The 20433-nt window shown below is 59.3% G+C and carries 19 protein-coding genes; 17 read left to right on the top strand and 2 right to left on the bottom strand.

What is annotated here, in order from left to right:
* Nucleotides 1-80: 80 nt before the first annotated feature.
* Nucleotides 81-1361, bottom strand: coding sequence for a 4Fe-4S dicluster domain-containing protein (locus ACHZBS_RS07575; RefSeq protein ID WP_319405895.1), 1281 nt, complete (start codon nt 1359-1361; stop codon nt 81-83).
* A 109-nt stretch (nt 1362-1470) separates the two neighbouring features.
* Nucleotides 1471-1632: a hypothetical protein gene (locus ACHZBS_RS07580; protein ID WP_319405896.1), complete on the bottom strand. Its 162-nt coding sequence runs from the start codon at nt 1630-1632 to the stop codon at nt 1471-1473.
* A gap of 190 nt (nt 1633-1822) precedes the next feature.
* Between ACHZBS_RS07580 and ACHZBS_RS07585 the strand changes: the two genes are divergently transcribed.
* The 17 genes from ACHZBS_RS07585 (at nt 1823) to ACHZBS_RS07665 (ending at nt 20292) form a co-directional block, all read left to right on the top strand.
* Entirely contained in the window at nt 1823-2227 is a 405-nt protein-coding gene (locus ACHZBS_RS07585) for an NADH-quinone oxidoreductase subunit A (RefSeq protein ID WP_319405897.1), read from the top strand.
* Nucleotides 2185-4590, top strand: coding sequence for an NADH-quinone oxidoreductase subunit B/C/D (locus ACHZBS_RS07590; RefSeq protein WP_394708038.1), 2406 nt, complete (start codon nt 2185-2187; stop codon nt 4588-4590). Before ACHZBS_RS07585 ends, ACHZBS_RS07590 begins: the two co-directional genes overlap by 43 nt.
* 4 nt (nt 4591-4594) lie before the next feature.
* On the top strand, nt 4595-5071 hold the full coding sequence (nuoE, locus tag ACHZBS_RS07595) for an NADH-quinone oxidoreductase subunit NuoE (protein WP_319405899.1): 477 nt from the start codon (nt 4595-4597) through the stop codon (nt 5069-5071).
* A complete protein-coding gene (locus ACHZBS_RS07600; protein ID WP_319405900.1) occupies nt 5068-6345 on the top strand; it encodes an NADH-ubiquinone oxidoreductase-F iron-sulfur binding region domain-containing protein in 1278 nt (425 codons plus the stop codon). Before nuoE ends, ACHZBS_RS07600 begins: the two co-directional genes overlap by 4 nt.
* 256 nt (nt 6346-6601) lie before the next feature.
* Nucleotides 6602-9034: an NADH-quinone oxidoreductase subunit NuoG gene (gene nuoG / locus ACHZBS_RS07605; RefSeq protein ID WP_319405901.1), complete on the top strand. Its 2433-nt coding sequence runs from the start codon at nt 6602-6604 to the stop codon at nt 9032-9034.
* A 205-nt stretch (nt 9035-9239) separates the two neighbouring features.
* Nucleotides 9240-10229: an NADH-quinone oxidoreductase subunit NuoH gene (gene nuoH / locus ACHZBS_RS07610; RefSeq protein ID WP_319405902.1), complete on the top strand. Its 990-nt coding sequence runs from the start codon at nt 9240-9242 to the stop codon at nt 10227-10229.
* 85 nt (nt 10230-10314) lie between these two features.
* A complete protein-coding gene (gene nuoI / locus ACHZBS_RS07615) occupies nt 10315-10899 on the top strand; it encodes an NADH-quinone oxidoreductase subunit NuoI (protein WP_319405903.1) in 585 nt (194 codons plus the stop codon).
* A 459-nt stretch (nt 10900-11358) separates the two neighbouring features.
* The gene (locus ACHZBS_RS07620; protein ID WP_319409072.1) at nt 11359-11676 is read left to right on the top strand and encodes a response regulator; all 318 of its coding nucleotides are present in this window, start codon (nt 11359-11361) and stop codon (nt 11674-11676) included.
* A gap of 167 nt (nt 11677-11843) precedes the next feature.
* The gene (locus ACHZBS_RS07625) at nt 11844-12611 is read left to right on the top strand and encodes a transporter substrate-binding domain-containing protein (RefSeq protein ID WP_319405904.1); all 768 of its coding nucleotides are present in this window, start codon (nt 11844-11846) and stop codon (nt 12609-12611) included.
* A gap of 158 nt (nt 12612-12769) precedes the next feature.
* Nucleotides 12770-12898, top strand: a complete 129-nt coding sequence (locus ACHZBS_RS07630) for a hypothetical protein (RefSeq protein WP_319405905.1) — start codon at nt 12770-12772, stop codon at nt 12896-12898.
* Nucleotides 12898-13389: a DUF3795 domain-containing protein gene (locus ACHZBS_RS07635; RefSeq protein WP_319405906.1), complete on the top strand. Its 492-nt coding sequence runs from the start codon at nt 12898-12900 to the stop codon at nt 13387-13389. The genes ACHZBS_RS07630 and ACHZBS_RS07635 overlap by 1 nt, the downstream gene beginning before the upstream one ends.
* 192 nt (nt 13390-13581) lie before the next feature.
* Nucleotides 13582-14475 carry a hypothetical protein gene (locus tag ACHZBS_RS07640; protein WP_319405907.1) on the top strand — a complete coding sequence of 298 codons (894 nt, stop codon included), beginning with the start codon at nt 13582-13584 and terminating at the stop codon, nt 14473-14475.
* 178 nt (nt 14476-14653) lie between these two features.
* Entirely contained in the window at nt 14654-15181 is a 528-nt protein-coding gene (locus ACHZBS_RS07645; RefSeq protein ID WP_319405908.1) for an NADH-quinone oxidoreductase subunit J, read from the top strand.
* Nucleotides 15178-15498, top strand: a complete 321-nt coding sequence (gene nuoK, locus ACHZBS_RS07650) for an NADH-quinone oxidoreductase subunit NuoK (protein WP_319405909.1) — start codon at nt 15178-15180, stop codon at nt 15496-15498. Before ACHZBS_RS07645 ends, nuoK begins: the two co-directional genes overlap by 4 nt.
* Nucleotides 15499-15500: 2 nt before the next feature.
* Nucleotides 15501-17402, top strand: coding sequence for an NADH-quinone oxidoreductase subunit L (locus ACHZBS_RS07655; RefSeq protein ID WP_319405910.1), 1902 nt, complete (start codon nt 15501-15503; stop codon nt 17400-17402).
* A gap of 2 nt (nt 17403-17404) precedes the next feature.
* The gene (locus tag ACHZBS_RS07660; RefSeq protein WP_319405911.1) at nt 17405-18880 is read left to right on the top strand and encodes an NADH-quinone oxidoreductase subunit M; all 1476 of its coding nucleotides are present in this window, start codon (nt 17405-17407) and stop codon (nt 18878-18880) included.
* A complete protein-coding gene (locus tag ACHZBS_RS07665) occupies nt 18877-20292 on the top strand; it encodes an NADH-quinone oxidoreductase subunit N (RefSeq protein ID WP_319405912.1) in 1416 nt (471 codons plus the stop codon). The genes ACHZBS_RS07660 and ACHZBS_RS07665 overlap by 4 nt, the downstream gene beginning before the upstream one ends.
* Nucleotides 20293-20433 lie beyond the last annotated feature (141 nt).

Here is a 20433-nt window from a genome sequence, read left to right on the forward strand (position 1 = left end):
TTATTCGACGTTCAGGGGGTCTTATGCTGTAGGAGAGGCCGCCAGCCGCGGTACAGCAATGAGAATGGCCTAAATCCCGTTCATGAAAACCGCAACGCCAACGCCTCCAGGTAGCGGGACTTGACCTGGTCGGTGGCCATGGCCCGTGCCACCGGCGGCAGGCGCAGGATGACGCCCAGCACGGCGGCCAGAGCCCGATGGTGCCACAGGACGTGGTTGTCGAAAAGCAGGTGCTGGAGTTTTCCCCGCTCGACGGCCATCACTACCGCCCGGTGGGCAGCATTCAGGGGGGTTAGCACCCGTTTGGGCCGGTACTCGAGGGAAAGGCTGCCGGTTCTGGTGCACGCCCGCAGGCACACCCCGCAGCCCAGACAGCGGGTTTCATCCACCTGGGCCACCTTTCGTTTAGGGTGTCTGGGGTCGTTGGCCGAGACCAGGGCCATGGCCTCGACCGGGCACAGGGTCACGCACTTGCCGCAGCCATTGCAGGTATTCTCGTCTACCCGGGGAATAAAATTGGTGGTGTGGACCGGTTGCATGACGGCAAAACGTCGCGCGGCGATCATGGCCTCACAACAGCACCCGCAGCAGTTGCAGATGAAATTGACCCCCTGGCGCACATTCTCGCCGAACTGGACCAGGTTGTTCTCCCGGGCTTTCGCCAGCAGTTCCAGCCCTTCGGACACATCCACCGCACGCGCATGGCCGTGGCGGATCAACGATTCGGCCGAGGTGTTGAAGGTCATGCAGATATCCATGGGCGCCGCGCAGGCCCGGTTCAGGTGCATCATCTTGTGCCGGCAGTAGCACATGCTGATACCCCGGTGCGAAGCGGTGCTGACCACCTGGCTAGCCCGCTCGTAGTCCAGAACGTGCAGGGCGTTTGCCTCGGACAGGACCGGTTCATGGACAAAGGCGCGTCCGAGCTGGGTCTGCCCCTCGGTGAACAGCGCCCGGATAAAATCCTCCTCCTGGTTTAGGTATTGATAAAACAACTCCGCCAGCAGTTGCTGATCGATGTCATCCCGGATGCGCATCATGGAGAACTCGAAAAAACCGGCCATGGGCGGCGGCAGCACGTAGTGCATGTCGCCGTTGACTTCAAAATCCACCAGGAGCGCCTTGGCAGCCAACTGGTCCAGGATCTTGTGCGCCTCGACTGCGGACATGTGCCAGACACCGGCGGCCCGATTTACGGTAAACGGCCTGATCGGAAGCAGCGAAACCAGTTCGGCCTCACGTTGATCGAAGAGAACCTTTAATATTTTGGTGAGCAATTCATCGGGAGGTGCGCTTTGGGGAAAGCGGTTGAGGCGCTCGGTCAACCGTTGATAGGCAGATTGGGAAGAAATATGAGCCATGGCATGTTCCTGGATAAGAACCGGTTTTTTAGCCCATTATCTTGCCCGAATCGGGCAGTGATGATGTTATACAAACCATGATGCATCATACCAGAATGAAAACAAAAATTCAAATGTGTTCATCTTTGGTTTTCTCCCTTCTCCTCACGCATTGAGCCCTGTATATCACCCCGGTGGCTGACGTCCGGTTGACCGTGCCATCCTGAAGTTGCCCGTTGAGCGGATTGCACATGAAATACAGAATATTGATTTCCAGGTTATGTCTTTCCATATCACGCCTATTTGCAGTGGCCCGCGGTTGGCCGACCAAAAATAAAATGAACAGGGTCTTCCTTGACAAGGCACCGGGCAACGATCTAAGATCCATTTTCACAAGCAGCAGCGGTTGTGTTAATTTGTTGAAACCTATCCATTGTGCCCTGTACCCCGTCAGTCCAACCCTTGAAAAACGAAGGTGGAACATGCAGCCGATTGACGCCCACGCCCTGTTGTCTCCCTGGCAGCCTGGTATGTTCAGCCTGATCCTCTATGGTGGGGTCGTCATCGCGCTTACGCTTGCCCTTCTCTTTCTTTCCCGCTGGCTGGGCCAGCACCAACCCAATGATGAAAAACTGCGTGTTTACGAAAGCGGCATCATCCCCACCGGGCAGGCCAGGCTGCGCTATCCGGTGCCTTTTTTCATGGTGGCCATCTTCTTTCTGATTTTCGACGTGGAAGGGGCCTACATCTTCTCCTGGGCGGTGGCCAGCCGCCCGCTCGGCTGGGCAGGCTGGCTCCAGATTGAATTTTTCATCGGCGTGCTGATTGCCGGCCTGATCTACGTCTGGGTGAAAGGAGGCCTCGAGTGGGGGCCGAAACGCGACTGAAACCGGACGCCGCCCTTGCCGGTGTAGACGTCGTGATCAACTGGGCCCGCAAATACAGCCTGTGGCCCATGTTTTTCGGTCTCTCCTGCTGTTTCGTGGAAGAGGCCACCGTCTTCACCGCCCGCTATGACATCGCCCGTTTCGGCGCCGAAGTGCTGCGACCCTCTCCCCGCCAGGCCGACCTGCTGATTATTTCCGGAACCGTCTTCAAGAAAATCGCCCCGGTGGTCCTGCGGCTCTACGAACAGATGGCCGAGCCCAAATGGGTGATCTCCATGGGTTCGTGCTCCAACACCGGTGGCATGTACGACGCCTACAGCGTGGTCCAGGGCGTCAATCAGATCCTGCCGGTGGACCTTTACATCCCCGGCTGCCCGCCGCGGCCCGAGGCGGTATTGGCCGGTCTGGTCAAACTGCAGGAGAAAATCGTCCAGGAAAAACCGGCTCGCCCGGTCTTTCACCTGGCCGGCGGCACGCAGGGCACCCAGCAGCCGGTGCTGGTCGACGGCGTTTCCAAAAGCCGCGATCCGCGCGGTCCGGGCATGGCCGGCACCGCCATTCGGGGCACGTCAGTGACCCCCCCGACCTTTCCCGACAGCCGCAGCGACGGCATGTGGACCCCGCCGCCGGCCGAGCGCCCGGCCACCGAAACGGACCGGCAGCTTGCCGAAAGGCTGCACCAGCGGTTCGGCGACGGGGTCCATGCGGTAACGCCCACCGCCGACATGGCTGAATATTCAGTCGCCCCCCGGGTCATCCGGGAAGTGCTGGCCTATTTGAAAAATGAGGCGGTGCCGCGATTCCGGCGGCTGGACGATTTGACCGCCATCGACGAGTCGGCCCGCCGGCATCGCGAACCGGATCACGATTTCACCCTGGTTTACCATCTGCTGGCTTTTGACCCGCCCACCCGGCTGCGGTTGACCGTGCCCCTCACCGGCGAATTCCCCTCCGCACCCAGCGCCACCGGCATCTGGCCGTCCGCCGCCTGGTACGAGCGCGAAGTCTACGACATGTTCGGCATCGCCTTCGAGGGTCACCCGGACCTGCGGCGGATCCTGATGCCGGACCACTGGCAGGGCCACCCGCTGAGAAAATCCCATCCCGGGCGGGCCACGGAGATGGCCCCGTACACCCAGGCGGACGCCCGCCGGATGCAGCCGCGCGACGCCGGTTTCTTTATCAGGGACCGCGACGGCCGGCAGGACCTGATCCTCAATGTGGGTCCCCACCATGTGAGCACCCACGGCTTGATCCGATACATACTGGGTCTGGACGGGGAAACCGTCACCGACATGGACATCGAGATCGGCTACCACCATCGCGCGGCGGAAAAGATCGGCGAACGTCAGACCTGGCATCAATTCATTCCCTATACCGACCGGGTGGACTATCTGGCCGGGGCGGCCAACAACCTGCCCTATGTGATGGCCGTGGAGAAACTGGCCGGCATCGGGGTGCCGTATCGCGCCCAGTGCATCCGCGTCCTGCTCAGCGAGCTGTTCCGCTTGAGCAACCATCTGGTCTGGCTGGGCACCTACGCCCATGACGTGGGCGCCATGACCCCCACGTTCTACACCTTCCGTGAGCGCGAGATGATCCTGGATATCGTCGAGCGGATCACCGGCGGCCGGCTGCACCCCGCCTGGTTCCGCATCGGCGGTGTGGCCGCCGATCTGCCCGAAGGGTGGAAAGCTGCCGTGGACGCTTTTACGGGAATCTTTTCCGCACGCATGGACGAATACGAAGCCCTGATCACCCACAATCCCATTTTCCGTGCCCGAACCCTGGGGGTGGGGGCAATCGGGTTGGACGACGCTATCGAATGGGGGGTCAGCGGCCCCAACCTGCGCGCCTGCGGCCTAGCCTGGGACCTGCGCAAGGCCTTTCCTTACAGCGGCTACGACCAGTTCGATTTCGACATCCCTACGGCCGAGGGCGGCGACTGCTACGCCCGCTACCTGGTGCGCATCGAAGAGATGCGCCAGAGCCTGCGCATCATCTGCCAGGCGGCCGAGGGGATACCGCCGGGGCGCACCATCACCGACGACTACCGCTACGTGGTCCCGGCGCGCAAGGACATGCTTACGGATATCGAAACGCTGATCCATCATTTTATCAATGTGACCCGGGGGCCTAAAATCCCCCGGGGCCAGGCCTATGCCGTCTGCGAGATCCCCCGCGGCGAACAGGGCTATTTTGCGGTCAGCGACGGGCTCGGCTATGCCTACCGCATGCGCATCCGGGCGCCGGGATTCGCCAATGTGCAGGCCCTGCCGCTGATGGCCAGAGGATGGTCGCTCTCCGATCTGATCACCATCATCGGATCGGTGGATTACATTTTACCCGACATTGATCGATAGGTTTATGCTGCCGGAAACGCTCAGGCACAACTTACAGGAACAGATCGCCCGGGTGGACCATCCGCGCGAGATGGCCATCGACGTGATCAATGCCCTGCAGGATCACTACGGCTACTTTTCCGACGAAGCCGTGGCCCAGGCGGCCGACCTGCTGGGCATGTCGCCCCTCGAAGTGGATGAGCTGGCCACCTTCTACACGTTCATCTACCGGGAACCGGTGGGAAAGCACGTCATCCACGTCTGCGACAGCCTGATCTGCTGGATGGAGGGCGAGGAAAACCTGGTGGCGCACCTGTGCGGCCGGTTGGGCATCCAATTGGGCGGGACCACGGCCGACGGGCTGTTCACCCTGCTGCCGGTGTGCTGCATCGGCTACTGCGACCGGGCCCCGGCCATCCTGGTCGACCGCCAGGTGCATGGCCCGCTGACCATCGAATCCCTCGATCGGCTGATCGACAAACTGCGGGAGAATCCTTCGTGACCGGCCAATATCCCCAGGTGCTTCTCAAACACCGCAAGCCGGACCGCATCACCACCCTGGCGGAATACCGGGAGACGGGCGGATACGAGGCCCTGCGCCGGGTATTGACCGAAATGGACCGGCAGGAAGTCAAGACCCGGCTGGCCGATGCCCTTCTGCTGGGGCGCGGCGGCGCGGGCTTTCCGGCTGGGATAAAGGTGCAGACCGTGGCCGAGGATGCCCCATTTCCCCGCTATCTGGTCTGCAACGCCGACGAGATGGAACCCGGCACCTTCAAAGATCGCGTGTTTCTGCATGCCGAGCCGCACATGCTCATCGAGGGCATGGCCCTGGCGGCCTATTCCATCCGGGCCTCCCACGGCATCATTTTCATCCGGCCCGAATATGAAAGCGCAGCCAAGATCCTGGAGCGGGAAATCGGGATCGCCCGCCGGGAGGGATTGCTGGGCGAACATATCCTTGGCAGCGATTACGACTTCGAGATCGTCGTGCACCGCAGCGGCGGCCGTTACATCTGCGGGGAGGTGACCGCCCAGCTCAACGCCCTGCAGGGCCGGCGGCCCAACCCCAAGCAACCTCCGCCCTATGCCACCGACAAAGGCCTGTGGGGGCTGCCCACCCTGGCCAATAACGTGGAGACCCTGGCCTGCATCCCCCATATCGTCAAAAACGGGGCCCAATGGTTCAAGGATCTGGCCCTGACCCCGGAGGCCGCCGGCACCAAGCTCTTCTGCGTGTCGGGCAAGGTAAACCGGCCCGGCTGCTACGAACTGCCCCTGGGCATCAAACTCTCGGAGATCATAGAAACCTGCTGCGGCGGCATGAAGGACGGGACCACGTTCAAGGCCTGCCTGCCGGGAGGCGCCTCAACCGGGTACCTGACCGCGGACCATTACCATATCGAGATGGATTTCGAATCCCTGAAAAAGGCGCGCAACCGCCTGGGAACCGGGGCCGTCATGGTGTTCGACCACCACTGCTGCATGGTGGCCGCGACCTTGAACCTGACCGAATTCTTCGCCCGGGAGTCCTGCGGCTGGTGCACCCCCTGCCGCGAGGGGTTCCCCTACCTGCGGGACCTGTTGTGGCGCATCGAGAACGGGCAGGGCGAGGTCGGCTTCATTCCCATGATCAAAACCATGTGCGGGCACCTGTGGAAGTCCTACTGCGCCTTTGCCCCGGGCGGGGTGGCCTCCATCGAGAGCCTGCTGGAGAACTTCGAAGACGAGGTGATGGCGCATATTGAGGGCAAGGGATGCCCGTTTAAGAAATGAAGGAAAGGGCATCTTGCGGCCCGGGGCGGCGTTCTCCCATTTTCGCAATCCTCAACGTAGCCCTGCTACGCCTGCGGGTGCAAAAATGCTGCGGCCTTGCCCTGAACCACAAGCTGTCCTTTCCTGATGGAGACTGAATAACAGGTACACAACGGGTTTTTATTTAACGTTAGATGTTCGAGGCCGGCGGGTCGATTTTATTCTGGATTCTGACTCCTGGCTCCTGAATTCAATAATTTATATGGCTTAATCAAACATGCCCACACTCACCATCGACAACCGCGAAATCAATGTCCCCGCCGGCACCAAGGTGATCGAGGCCGCCGAACGGCTGGGCATCATGATTCCGCGTTTCTGCTTTCACCCGGCCCTGGGATCGGTGGGGGCCTGCCGGGTCTGCGCCGTGTCCTTCAAGGAAGGACCGGTCAAAGGCATCCAGATGAGCTGCATGGTTGATGCCCGGGATGGCATGGTGATTTCCACCACCGATGCGGAAGCCGTGGATTTCAGGCGGCACGTCATCGAATTTCTCATGCTCAACCATCCCCACGACTGCCCGGTGTGCGACGAAGGTGGCCACTGCCTGCTTCAGGATTTGACCGTTGCCGGCGGCCACGGCCTGCGCCGCTACCGGGGCCTCAAGCGCACCCACACCAACCAGGACCTGGGACCGCTGGTCCAACACGAGATGAACCGCTGCATCCAGTGCTACCGCTGCGCGCGGTACTACCAGGAATTCACCGGCTACCGGGATCTGGGCGTGATGGGCATCGGCAGCCGGGTCTATTTCGGCCGCAGTGTTCCCGGGATGCTGGAAAGCCCCTTTGCCGGCAACCTGATCGATATCTGCCCCACCGGGGTCTATACCGACAAACCCTCCCGCTACACCGGGCGGCGCTGGGATTTTCAGCGTCAACCGTCCCTGTGCATTCACTGTTCCCTGGGATGCAACCTGACGGCATCGGCGCGCTACCGTCAGGTCGTGCGCCACGAGGCCCGGCCCAACCCTGAGGTCAACGGCCATTTCATCTGCGACCGGGGCCGTTACGGGTACGCTTACGCTTGCATAGCCGACCGTCCCCGGCAGGCCATGTCAGCCGGAACCCCCGGGCCAATCGACGAAATTCTTGCCGGTGCATGCAAAGCGATCCAACAAACTGTGGACCAATATGACCCCGGCAGTGTGGCGGTCGTAACGTCGTCGCGCTGCAGCCTGGAAACCCTGGCCGAGGTCAAGCAGGCCTGCAGGCAGCGCGGATGGACCGGACCGGCAACGGCGCACACCAACCGCCAGGCCTTGAACCAGAAAACCGCTGTCGGCTGTCTCAGACCGGAGCTGGCCGTCTCCCTGGCGGCCGTTGCCGAGGCCCATGACGTGCTGGTTATCGGCGCCGATCCGCTCAATGAAGCCCCCATGCTGGCCCTTTCGCTGCGCCAGGTGCAGCGGCGCGGGGGCCATGTGACCGTGATCGATCCACGCGGGGTGCGGTTGCCTTTCGATTTCGATCACTGGGCCGTGCATCCGTCGGCCATAAGCGCCATCGTGGAGGCCCTGATTCAGGAGATTGGCGGCCACGGGAAGACAGCGCCGGCGGTATCGACAACATTCGACGTAACTACGCTGGCCAGACGGTTGAACGCCAGCCCACGGCCGATCGTCGTCTGCGGTACCGATATCCTGACGCCCCGAGAAATAAACCTGGCCGGCGATCTGGCCCGGGCACTGCGCCGGACCCATAAAGTGGCCGGGCTGTTTTACACCCTGACCGGGGCCAACGCGTTCGCCGCCGCCCTGACCCATGACCAACCGGTTTCCACGGAAACGGTTCTCGATCGGATCGAGGACGGCAGCGTTCGCCTGCTGGTAACGGTTGAACAGGATCTCTGGCGCGATTTCCCGGACCGGAACCGGCTGCAGGCGGCCCTGAAGCGGCTGGATCACCTGGTGGTTCTCGATTATATAGACTCCCCGCTGAACCGTGAAGCGGGTCATTTCATACCGACGCAGCCGCTCTACGAATCCGGTGGCCACTGGATCAATCAGGAGGGCGGGTTGCAGGCGGCATCGCCCGTGATGGCCGGCGGCGAACCCATCGAGATCACCGGCAGTTTGGATCATCCCCCACGCGTGTTCGACAGCCACATCCCCGGCGATGAGCCGCTGGCTGCGTGGCGGGCCATGGCGGCATTGGCCGGAGAAGCCGAAGCGGACCCGGCGATGCAGTTGAAAACCGCTCTAGCCGATTTTCATCCGGCAGTGAATCGTTTACCGGCCGAAGTACCGGGGCAACGCATCGACCTGGAAGCGGTTGCCCATGATCGCGTCGAATCCGGGCCAGCACCCGGGCCGGCGGATGACGATACCCCCGCCGAGGCCATTGTCCTGCTGCTGGTTGACTGGACCTTCGGCACCGAAACGCTGTCGGCAATGGCACCGGCCTTAAAAAAGGTGGAAGCAGCGCCCGTGGCGCACCTGCACCCGGATGAAATCGCCCGTCTGGAATTGGCGGAAGGCAAGCCCGTCACGATATCCCTGAATGGAAACCGGATGACGGTGCCCGTGAAGGTCGATCCGCGCATGGCTGCGGGGGTGATGGTGATTCCCCGGCACCATCTTCTTGAATGGCAGGTGTTTGGTGAGACACGGGTGATAGCAGAACGCTCACAGCTCAGCGCTGAAAGCGAATAGAAAAGCAATCACCCGCGCCCTTCGAGGGGTGAGGGTGGTGTATATGGTGCCCCCCTGTTCTTTATCTGAACCAAAGATGTGACAAGCGTCCCCTCGCCCCTTTGGGGAGAGGGACAGGGTGAGGAGCATTTGTCGAACAGGCGGTTTTGGCTGCCGTAAAGTCTGACACAATGAAAAGGGATCATATCTGGATGACGGATAGCGTATGAATTACTTGCTCGGCCTCATCGCACTGTTAATCAAGATCGCCGTCATGCTGGGCGGCCTGCTGCTGGTGGCCAGCTACCTGGTGTGGCTGGAGCGCAAGCTGCTGGCCCGGCTGCAGATCCGGCTCGGCCCTAACCGGGCGGGCATCTTCGGCCTGCTGCAGCCCATCGCCGATGCCATCAAACTGCTCACCAAGGAAGACATCGTGCCCACAGCGGCCGACGGGGTCATCTTCCGCCTGGCGCCGGCCGTGGTGGCCGTGACGGCGATGATGATGTTTGCCGTGGTGCCCCTTGGGCCGGATATTCGCATTTTTGGCCGCCCCGTTCCCATGGTGATCACCGACCTGAACGTGGGGCTGCTTTTCGTGTTCGCCCTGTCGTCGCTGGGCGTCTATGGCGTGGCATTGGGCGGCTGGGCATCCAACTCCAAGTTCGCCCTGCTGGGGGGCATCCGCGGGGCGGCCCAGATGATCAGCTATGAACTGGCCCTGGGACTGTCGCTGGTGCCGGTGGTGATGCTGGCCGGCTCGTTCAGCCTCACCGCCATCGTGGATGCCCAGGCCGGCGTGCCCTTCATCGTGCTCCAGCCGGTCTCGTTTGCCATCTTCGTGATCAGCGCCATGGCCGAGAGCAAACGCATTCCCTTCGACCTGCCCGAAGCCGAAAACGAACTGGGCGCCGGCTTCCACACCGAGTACAGCGGCATGCGCTTCGGCCTCTTCTTTCTGGGGGAATACGTCCACATCCAGGTGCTGGGCGCGCTAACCGCGGTCTTTTTCCTGGGCGGCTGGCACGGGCCGTGGCTTCCGCCGGTGGTTTGGCTGATGTTGAAGATATTCATCGTGGCCCTGATTATGATCTGGATTCGCGGCACGCTGCCGCGGCTGCGCTACGATCAGCTCATGGCCCTGGGTTGGAAGGTGCTGATTCCGGTGTCATTGATCAATATCGTGGTGACGGGGGCGTTTATTCAATTTGGGATGTAAATGTAACGGTTTTTGAGATTTTGATATTAAGCTCTTGTTTTTGTGTTTTTTTGTTTCCGGTGTATTCGGCTTAGGAAATTTTAAGATGACCCAAAAGGATTTAAAAATTAGTGATAAACCTCTGAAACCCGCCGATAGCTCGGGCTGGTCGGCCCTCAAGGCCCTGGTGGAGGGGTTCGCCACCACGGCCAAACACCTGGCGCGCAAACCGGTCACCGAATCTTACCCGGAGTTCAAGCGCCAACTGCCCGAACGCTCGCGGGCGCGCATCGTACTGACCCGCGATCCGGACGGACGCGAGCGCTGCGTGGCCTGCTACCTCTGCTCGGCGGTCTGCCCGGTGAGCTGCATCAGCATGCAGAGCGCCGAACAGCCAGACGGGCGTCGCTACGCCCGCTGGTTCCGCATCAACTTCGGCCGCTGCATCTACTGCGGCCTGTGCGAAGAGGCCTGCCCGACCTCAGCCATCCAACTCACCCCCGATTTCGAAAACATCCAACGCGACATCCTGAACCTGGTGTTCGAAAAAAAAGACCTGCTGGTCGACGGCTGCGGCAAGGACCCTTCCTACAATTATTACGAACACGCCGGTGTGACCACCGACGAACGCGGCAAAGGCGAGCACGCCAGCGAGGCGCCGCCGGTGAATGTTAAGAGCAATCTGCCATAAGCTTTCGTGAACCCGAAAGCGCGCCGTACCCGACTGCGTCATATTCCGACTGGCCGTAGGCAAACCGTTGAACGGTCATTCCATATAAAAATCGATAAAACGGCAGGAAAAGGGCAATCTGTTCGAATGGGTATCCTTTTTACTAACAGTCAAATTATTAGACGACTATATATAGTCGTCTAAACCATCATACAAAGATGTTATACTACTGTTTGGTGGTCTAATCCGATTTAGCTTCAAACATCTGTCCCGATATTTACACGAAGCCACCTTCCGTTGGGAGAACCAGATCCCAAAAGAAAAGAAGACCCCGGCCGGGAAAAAGAAAGTGATTATGCAACCTCGTCAATTTAAAGAGACTCTGGCGATTCTGACCTCACGAATATCAGGCGTACAGTTACGTAGAACATCCAACTGGAGCATCAAAGACGTGGCCTTTGCTTAAACTTTTTTTGGTAGATAGGCCCCTTTAAAAAATGGGGCTATCGGGTATTGTCTGCAGATACGCCCGAAGTGTCCCTGCGCCTTGCGGACGAACATCAGGGTGAAATAGACCTGCTGGTCACCGACGTCGTCATGCCAGGCATGAACGGACTTGAGTTGACGCATAAACTGCAGATGCTCTTTCCTGATATAAAAACGCTATACATGTCCGGCTATACAACCGAGGTGATCGCGAACCGGGACGTATTGGAAAAAGAAGTTCAGTTCATTCAAAAGCCGTTTTCGGTGAAGGATATGGGCATAAAAGTCAGAGAAGCACCGAAGAAGACATAAAGACGCTGCGCATCTGATAACTTGATGGCTGGTAGGGGTGCACAGAACGGGAATAATAATCTGACGCTTGGGCAGCGGGCCTGGTACAACTCAGCCCGGTGGGTCAGTCGATGACGCCTGTAACGGAACACCCGGGGTGATGAGCACATCCATTACATGGAGTATTCATGACTAAACAAAATCAGATGAGACCATATATCGTTTGTATATGGTGTTTTGTCATATGGACATGTGGCATTACCATCACTGAAGCGCAACAATCAACTGAGGAACCCACCATATTAAAAATCGGCACGATGGAGCTTCCGCCATACGGATGGGAAAATTCACAGCATGAAAAACACGGAATTATTTATGAGTTGAATCAGGAAATCGGTATCCGATCAGGCTTCTCATTTACCAACAATTTTCTACCTCATAATAGAATGTATAAATTACTGAAGGATGAGGAAATTGATCTGATTTCGTCTCAGGCGCACCAAGCTGCTCAGGATGCCGGAGATAAGCTGGCCGTACAATTTAATATTAATGTAATTGCCGCTACCCGAAAAGGATCCGGTATTCAAAAAATTGAGGATTTTAAAGGCAGGAACCTAATCTATCACTATTCCGCCTCTTATCCGCAACTGGATGGATTGCCGCGAAATATCCAACAGGTGAAAAGTTATCGACAAAGCCTCAAAATTCTATATTCCCGGTCATATAATGATGGAGCGGTCTTATCCGAACCTGCCTATTATTACTGGATGCAGGAAATGGGTCTTACACCAGACGATTTCGGGAAAGTTATCATGATCGAGCGCAACAAGGAACAATGGATATTTGTGAGAAAAGGGCTCCCACAGGAAACCCGAATGGTTCTTAAGCGAGTCGTCGAAACTATTTACCGGGAAAACCTATATGGGGGACTGCTCAAAAAATATGGAAAAAATTAAGATGTATGCGTCTTTTACAGAAGATAACAACCGGATGTGAGAGGATAACATATGGCATTGACAATTATTCCATTTACCCCCTTTCGTTGGGCCTTCCGACCGCTATGGGGTGCGTGACGATCACCCGCCTCGCAAGACGCGCGATGAGATCAAAGGATTTGAGAAAAAATATCTTTCTGTTTGACTGGGAGCATGTTGAAGCCATGGCGTTTGCTGAAGACGCCTTGAGAAAAGCATCCACCCCTTTGGCAATCAAAACAACTATCAGGCAGGAGGATTTGGCATAATGACGATAAATCCGGATTTGATTTCTCCTTGTGGCCTTTACTGCGGCGTCTGCGCTATTTATATTGCCCATCGGGATAATAATCAAAAATTCAAGGAACGGTTGGTGCGTCTTTACCAGGGAGACGTTCCCGGAAAAGGTACGCTTCCCAACAGTGAACGGCTTTCGGCAGAAAGCATTATCTGCCGTGGCTGCTTGTCCGATGAACGGTTTATGCACTGCCGGCAGTGTGCGATCAGGGACTGCACCCAGGAAAAAGGGTACGCCGGATGCCACGAATGCGACGAATTTCCGTGCCGGCATATCACGCACTTTCCGATGGCTGTCGGGAAGAAAGTAATCCTGCGGGCTGTTCCGTATCGCAAAGCGGTTGGCACCGAACAATGGATCCTGGATGAAGAAGCCCGCTATATTTGCCCCCAATGCGGCAATCCGGTCTTCCGGGGCGCGACCCGATGCAACCGGTGCAAGGCGACGCTGGATCTGGATTAGACCGAAGGGTGGATCGCTCAACCTGAGATAGACGTTGATGCTTTCAGCCCGGCACGAGATCTCTATGCAAAATTCGGTTTCACCGATTGTGAACCGTTTGGGGATTATTTCCCGGATTCAAACAGCGTGTTTATGACGCGTGAATTGAAATATGAAGATGCAACCTGCGGCGTCGGATAATAAGGGATACGTATGAACCGGACGCTTCATATCACCAGCGGGGACTGTGCCGGGGATATTCTTGCCAAGACCGGCATTGCCGGGGAAGTGTTCGTCTGGCACGACATCCTGTACGATGGCCCCCGGAAACCCGGCTGGCCGGACGATGACACGCTCAACGCCCGTGCCCGGTTCATTGAACAAACTACCGCCGGGGGACTGGACCGAAAGTTTGTGTTAAGCACCCTGGAAAACCAGTACCGGAAACTGGCAGCCGCGGCGGATTATGCGCGCGTTGTCCTGTGGTTCGACGCATGCCTGTTCGACCAGTCCATGCTCGTTCACATTCTCGGGTGCATACGCGGCAAGGGCATCCGGAAAGCCGAGTTGCTCTGCGTCGATCGATTTCCCGGAATCGTGCCGTTCAATGGCCTCGGACAGCTTAAGCCCGGGCAACTGGCTTCCCTGTATGACCGGCGTCGCCCGGTCACCGATGCCCAATTCCACTTTGCCGACGTCGTGGACCAGGCGTTTGCCGTTCAGGACCTGGTGCTGCTGGCCAAATTGTCCAGCATGACCGACGCGCCCCTGCCATGGATTCCCGCCGCCGTGAAGCGGTGGCTTCAGGAGCAGCCCGATCCGCAAACCGGCCTGGGACGACTTGAATGGCTTGCCCTGGAGGCAGTCCGCAGCGGCTGCGAGACACCGGCAGAGATTTTCTCGACCGTGGCCGCGGCCGATACGCCGCCGCAATACTGGGGAGACGTCACCTTGTGGGCCAAGATCAACGCACTGGCCGATCGCAGGCCCCCGCTGGTGCTCATCCAAGGGCCGGGGGAACGGTTGCCCCAATGGAAAAGCACGGTTGTTGATTTGAATGATTTCAGGATTAAACGGCTGCAACCCCGCGTGAAGCCCGATGCCTGAAAATTAACAGTTGACGCACACAGCCTGTAGATGGGAATAACCATGCAGGCCGAGTAAAAGCGTCCCCATCCTGGCCGAAAAAAACGATTTCCTATCCCTTTCGAATCAGGATACGGATGAAAATCTCAATGTTTCAAGGATAGAAATATCCAAAAACGATGAGCATCGTGATTGAACCATGTCCATACTGACCCTTTTATTCTATGCCATCGCCCTGCTGATCGTCGCCGCCACGGCCATGGCCGTGACCCGGCGCAACATGGTCCATGCGGTGCTCTACCTGGTGCTGTCTTTTTTCGGCACGGCCATGCTCTTCTACCTGCTGGGTGCGCCTTTTCTGGCGGCGCTGGAGATCATCATCTACGCCGGCGCAATCATGGTCCTGTTTCTGTTTTTGATCATGATGATCCGGCTGAAAAAGCTGCCGGGCATGTTCTTTCCGGTCGGGCAGCTGCTGCCGGCCATCTTCATCAGCGCGGGCTTTCTGGTGGTCAGTTCGGTGATGGTCGGCGGGAACGCGGCGGGATGGTCCCCGATGCCGGCGGCCCAGGCGTCGCCGGCGGCCTTTGGGGTTTACCTGTTCCAGACCCACTGGCTGGCCGTGGAAATCGCCTCCATGCTGCTTCTGGTGGCCCTGGTCGGCGCCTATGTGCTGGGCCGCAGGGTCCGCGGGCCGTCGGCGGACGCCCGGAAGGAGGCGCCGTGATCGTTCCGCTGAACCACATTCTGCTGCTTTCGGGGCTCCTGTTCGGCCTGGGAATGTTTTGCACCTTGGCCCGGCGCAACCTGATCATGATGCTGCTGGGCATCGAAATCATGCTCAATGCCGCCGCGGTGGCTTTTGTCGGCGCCTCCCTGCACTGGCAGCAGATGGAAGGGCAGGCCATCGTCATTTTTATCCTGGCCATTGCCGCCACCGAAGTGTCCATCGGCCTGGCCGCCATCCTGGTGGTCTACCGGCGCACCGATTCGGTGGATCCTGCCATGGATGCGGCGCTGTGGGAAAAAGGAGGGCGACCTTAGCCATGCAACCGGCCACCCCGCTTCCCCTCAGCCTGATCGTCACCGCCGTTGCCCTGCTGCTGCCGATGCTGGCCTTCGGTGTGATCATGCTGGCCACGCGATCCCGGCACCGGCTATCGGCCGCCATCTCCATCGGGGCCGCCGGCCTGTCGCTGCTGGCGGCCGTCTATCTGCTGGTGCAGCACTGGCAGATGCAGGCGCCACTGGTGTTTCAGACGGTCTGGCTGGTTTCCGGGCAGATGGCGATTCCCATCGGCATCCTGCTGGATCCGCTGAGCCTGCTGATGCTCACCGTGGTGGCCACGATCAGCTTTCTGGTGCAGGTGTACTCGCTGGGGTACATGGCCGGGGATCCGGGTTTCGGCCGCTATTACGGCTGCATGTCCCTCTTCGCCTGGGCCATGCTGAGCCTGACCGTTTCCAGCTCGTTGCTGCAGCTTTACATCTTCTGGGAACTGGTGGGACTGGCCTCCTACCTGCTCATCGGGTTCTGGTTCGACAAGTTCAGCGCCAGCGAAGCCGGCAAAAAAGCCTTTGTGATGACCCGCACCGGCGACGTGGCCTTCCTGCTGGGACTGGTGCTGCTCTGGCTGCAGATGGGAACCCTGGACATCCCGGTGCTGACCGACCCCGCAGCGGTGGCTGCCCGCCTGTCGCCCGGCATGATCACGCTGACCGCCCTGCTGATTTTCGGCGGCATCATCGGCAAAAGCGCCCAGTTTCCGCTGCTCACCTGGCTGCCCGACGCCATGGAGGGCCCCACGCCGGTGAGCGCGCTGCTGCATTCGGCCACCATGGTGGCCGCCGGCGTCTACCTGTTTTCTCGGCTGTTCGGCTATTTTTCGCTCTCGCCGACGGCCATGGCAGTCTGCCTGGCCATCGGCACGATCAGCATGCTGCTGGCGTCCAGCATGGCCATGGTAGCCCGGGACATCAAACAGGTCTGGGCCTTTTCCACCATCAGCCAGTTGGGCTTCATGCTCATGGGGCTGGGTTCCGGAAGCCTGTTTGCAGGGGTTTTCCACCTGACCACCCACGCCGGGTTCAAGGCGCTCCTGTTCCTGTGCGCCGGCGTGTTGATCCACCGCTTCCACACCAACGACATGTTCGAAATCGGCCGGCTGGGCGGGCGCCGGCTCAAGGCCACGGTCGTATGCATGATCGTGGGAGCCGCGGCGCTGTCCGGTCTACCGCCGTTTTCGGGATTTTTTAGCAAGGAGATGATTCTGGGACAATTGCTGGCCAGCGGCCATCCGATCGCCTTTCTGGCCGCATTGCTGGGAGCGTTTCTGACCACCTATTATGCCTTCCGCCTGATCTTCATCCTGTTGTTTCCCCTTGAGACAGATGACGCCGGGCACGCGGATGGCCGCGGCGGCCATCACGGCGCCTGGGGCGAGCGGGCCATGATTGCCGTGCTGGTCTGCCTGGCGGGCGTGACCGTGGTGCTGGGATTCTTCGAGATGTCGCTGCACGACTTTTTGGCACGCGGACTGGCGCTCGACGAAAGGACACCTGCCCATTTCACCTGGCTGCCGATGGTAGCCGGAACGCTGGCCGTGGCCGCCGCCCTCCAGGCCTGGTTGGAGTTCGGCCGCAAAAAGGCCCGGCAAATCGGCTGGGTGGAGCGAATCCCGCTCCTGGCCGACCTGTTCGGCCAGCGCTGGTACCTGGACCGGCTCTACCGCTACCTGCTGGACACATTGATCTACCGGGGCGTGTCGCGGCTGTTTACCGCCAACGACCGGCGGGTAATTGACGGCGCCCTGGACGGGCTGGGACGATCGACGATCGGGTTGGGTCGGGTGGTGGATTGGGTGCACAGCGGCATGATCCAGTACCGGCTGATGATCATGGTCGCGGCGGTGATCTTATTGATTCTTTTCATTGGATGGGGCGGCTGATCATGGCATACCAGCTGGCGGATTTTCCTTTTTTAACCACGCTGTTGCTCTGCTGTGTTGCGGGCCTGCTGGCAATTTTATGCATTCCCGCCAGACATGCGCGGGCCATTAAAATCGTCAGCGCCGTGTTCAGCGGATTCACCCTGGTCATCTCGATCTATCTGTTCATCGCCTACGACCAGCAGGCGGGCGGTTTTCAGTTCGTCGAGCGGTTGGCGTGGATTCCCGCGCTGGGCATCGCCTATTTCAACGGGGTTGACGGTTTCGCCCTGCCCATGCTGCTTCTGACCGGCATCGTCTTTTTTACGGCCGTGCTGACCATGTGGGAACTTGAACTGCGCGTCAAGGAGTTCTTCTCCCTCATCTTCCTGCTCGTGTCAGGCGTCTTCGGCCTGTTCATGAGCCTGGACCTGTTTTTCATCTTCGTCTGGTTCGATGTCTCCCTGTTTCCCATGTACCTGCTCATCGCCATCTGGGGAAGCACCCGCAAGGAATACGGGGCCATGAAGCTGACCCTGTATCTGCTGGCCGGCAGCGCGTTGATTTTGCCGGCCATCATCTACCTGGTGGTTCACTCGGGCAGCATGACCTTCGACCTGCTGGCCTTGATGGAAGGAACCCGGTTTTCCCCGGCGCAGCAGCGCATCGCTTTTTTCATGCTCTACATCGGCTTCGGCATCCTGGCCGGCGTCTTTCCTTTTCACACCTGGTCGCCGGTGGGACATGTGGCGGCACCCACGGCGGTGTCCATGATCCATGCCGGCGTGTTGATGAAAATCGGTGCCTTCGGCATCCTGCGGGTGGGCATCTTCCTGTGCCCGGATGGGTGGCAGTTCTGGGCGCCGCTCATGGCAGTGCTGGCCACCTGCGGAATCGTCTACGGCGTCTTCGTCGGACTGAGTCAGACCGATCTCAAATACGTGATCGGCTACTCCAGCGTCTCACACATGGGCATCGTCGGCCTGGGGCTGTCCACCATGACCATCGACGGCCTCAACGGGGCGGTGTTCCAGATGTTTGCCCACGGCATCATGACGGCGCTCTTTTTCTCGTCGGTGGGCCACATCTACGACCGGACCCACACCAAAGCCATTGCCGAACTGGGGGGGCTGAGCCGGATCATGCCGCGGGCCTCCTCCTTTTTCATCATCGCCGCACTGACCGGCATCGGCGTCCCCTGCCTGGCCAGCTTCTGGGGTGAACTGGCGGTATTCATGTCCTGCGTGAGTGTCTACCCGGTGGCCGGCGCATTAGCCATCGGTGCGCTGGCAGTGGGCGCCCTCTTCATGCTGCGGGTGGTCCAGAAGACCTGCTACGGTCCGCCGCTGGAAAAATTTGCGGGCCTGAAGGACATCACGGCCGCCCTGGCGGTGCCCCGCGTCATTCTGGTGTCGGTGATCGTACTCTTCGGTCTCTTTCCGGGCGTGCTGTTTGATATGATCCATACGGCCACGATGCATTTGATTGGATTGCAATGAACTGGATACTGCTTACTCCCGAACTGACCCTGCTGCTGGCGGCGGCGCTGTTTCTGGTCATGTCCTGCCTGAAACCGGATCCGCAACGGGACTACCGGCTTGCCGTGAGCATGGCAGCCGTCACTGTGGCGGCCGGTATTGCCTGCTCAACGATGAGCGGCGACCTGTTCAACCACGTCTATCGGGTGGACCTTTTTTCACAGGTTTTCAAGACCCTGATTTCCATCGGTTTTTTCCTGGTCATTTTTCTATGCGACGACTTTCAAGGGGTGGCGCCTTCGCACCATGGGGAGGGTTATTTTCTGCTGGCCGTCTGCACGCTGTCCATGATGATGCTGGCTTCTGCGGTCCACCTGCTGGCCATCGTTCTGGCCCTGGAACTGTCCAGCTATTCGCTCTACATCCTGGTTTTCCTGCGCCGGGACGGCCGCTGGGGGATGATAACGGGACTGCACTATTTTCTGGTGGGGGCCAGCGCATCGGCCATCATGCTCTTCGGCCTGGCCCTGATCTACGGGGTTACCGGTGCGGTGCTCGTCGATATGCTGATCCAGCGGCTGCCCGCCATGATGGACCGTCCCCTGGTGGTCACCGGGCTGCTGTTGACCCTGGCCGGATTTTTCTTCAAGCTGGCCGTCTTTCCCTTCCATTTCTGGGCACCGGAAGCCTACCAGGGCGCACCCAACCCGGTGGCGGCTTTTATTGCCGCGGTGTCCAAGGTCGCCGCCGTGGCCATTCTGCTGCGCATGATCTCCCTGGCCCAAGGCAACAGCGACCTGCTGGCCAGAGGGCTGATCGCCATGGCCGTGGTTTCCATGACCGTGGGCAACCTGGCGGCCATCGCCCAACGGGATTTCAAGCGTTTGATGGCCTTTTCCAGCGTGGCCCATGCCGGCTACCTGCTTCTGGGCATGCTGTGCATGACACCGGCCGGCTATGCCGCCGCCATGTTCTATGGCGCGGCAGTGCTGGTGATGAAATACACCTGCTTTATGGTCATGACCCGCGTGGCCGAAGACGGCGGCAACCTGCAGATCGATGAACTGGCCGGCCTGCACCGGCGATCCCCGCTGCTGGCCCTGGCACTGATGATGGCCCTGTTCAGCCTTGGCGGCATCCCGCCGACCATCGGTTTTTCGGGCAAACTGATCATTTTCGTCGCCGCCATGCAAAAAGGCTATCTGGTCTTGGTGATCATCGCCATGACCAACGTTGTCATCTCCCTGTACTACTACCTGCTGGTGTTAAAGGCCGCCTACCTGGATGAACCCACCCGGTCGCTTCCGGTCATCAACCTGACGATACCCTCCCGCCTGGTGGCCGTGGCCATGATTGTTCTGATCGTGGGCATCGGATTTTACCCCACCGCCCTGCTGGATCTGATGCAGGCAGCGGTTTTGAGATTGCCATAGGGTGTTTCCGGCAAAAACCGGCAATCCGGCGCAACTGCATTCCAGCCCTATCCTATCCCGCACGAAAACATCGATAAAAATTCCCGGCTCAATCGATTGATCAGTCGCATCCAGAATTTGATTTAATTCTCCGCCGATTCT

It is taken from the genome of uncultured Desulfosarcina sp. (genome assembly GCF_963664155.2).
GTDB lineage: Bacteria > Desulfobacterota > Desulfobacteria > Desulfobacterales > Desulfosarcinaceae > Desulfosarcina.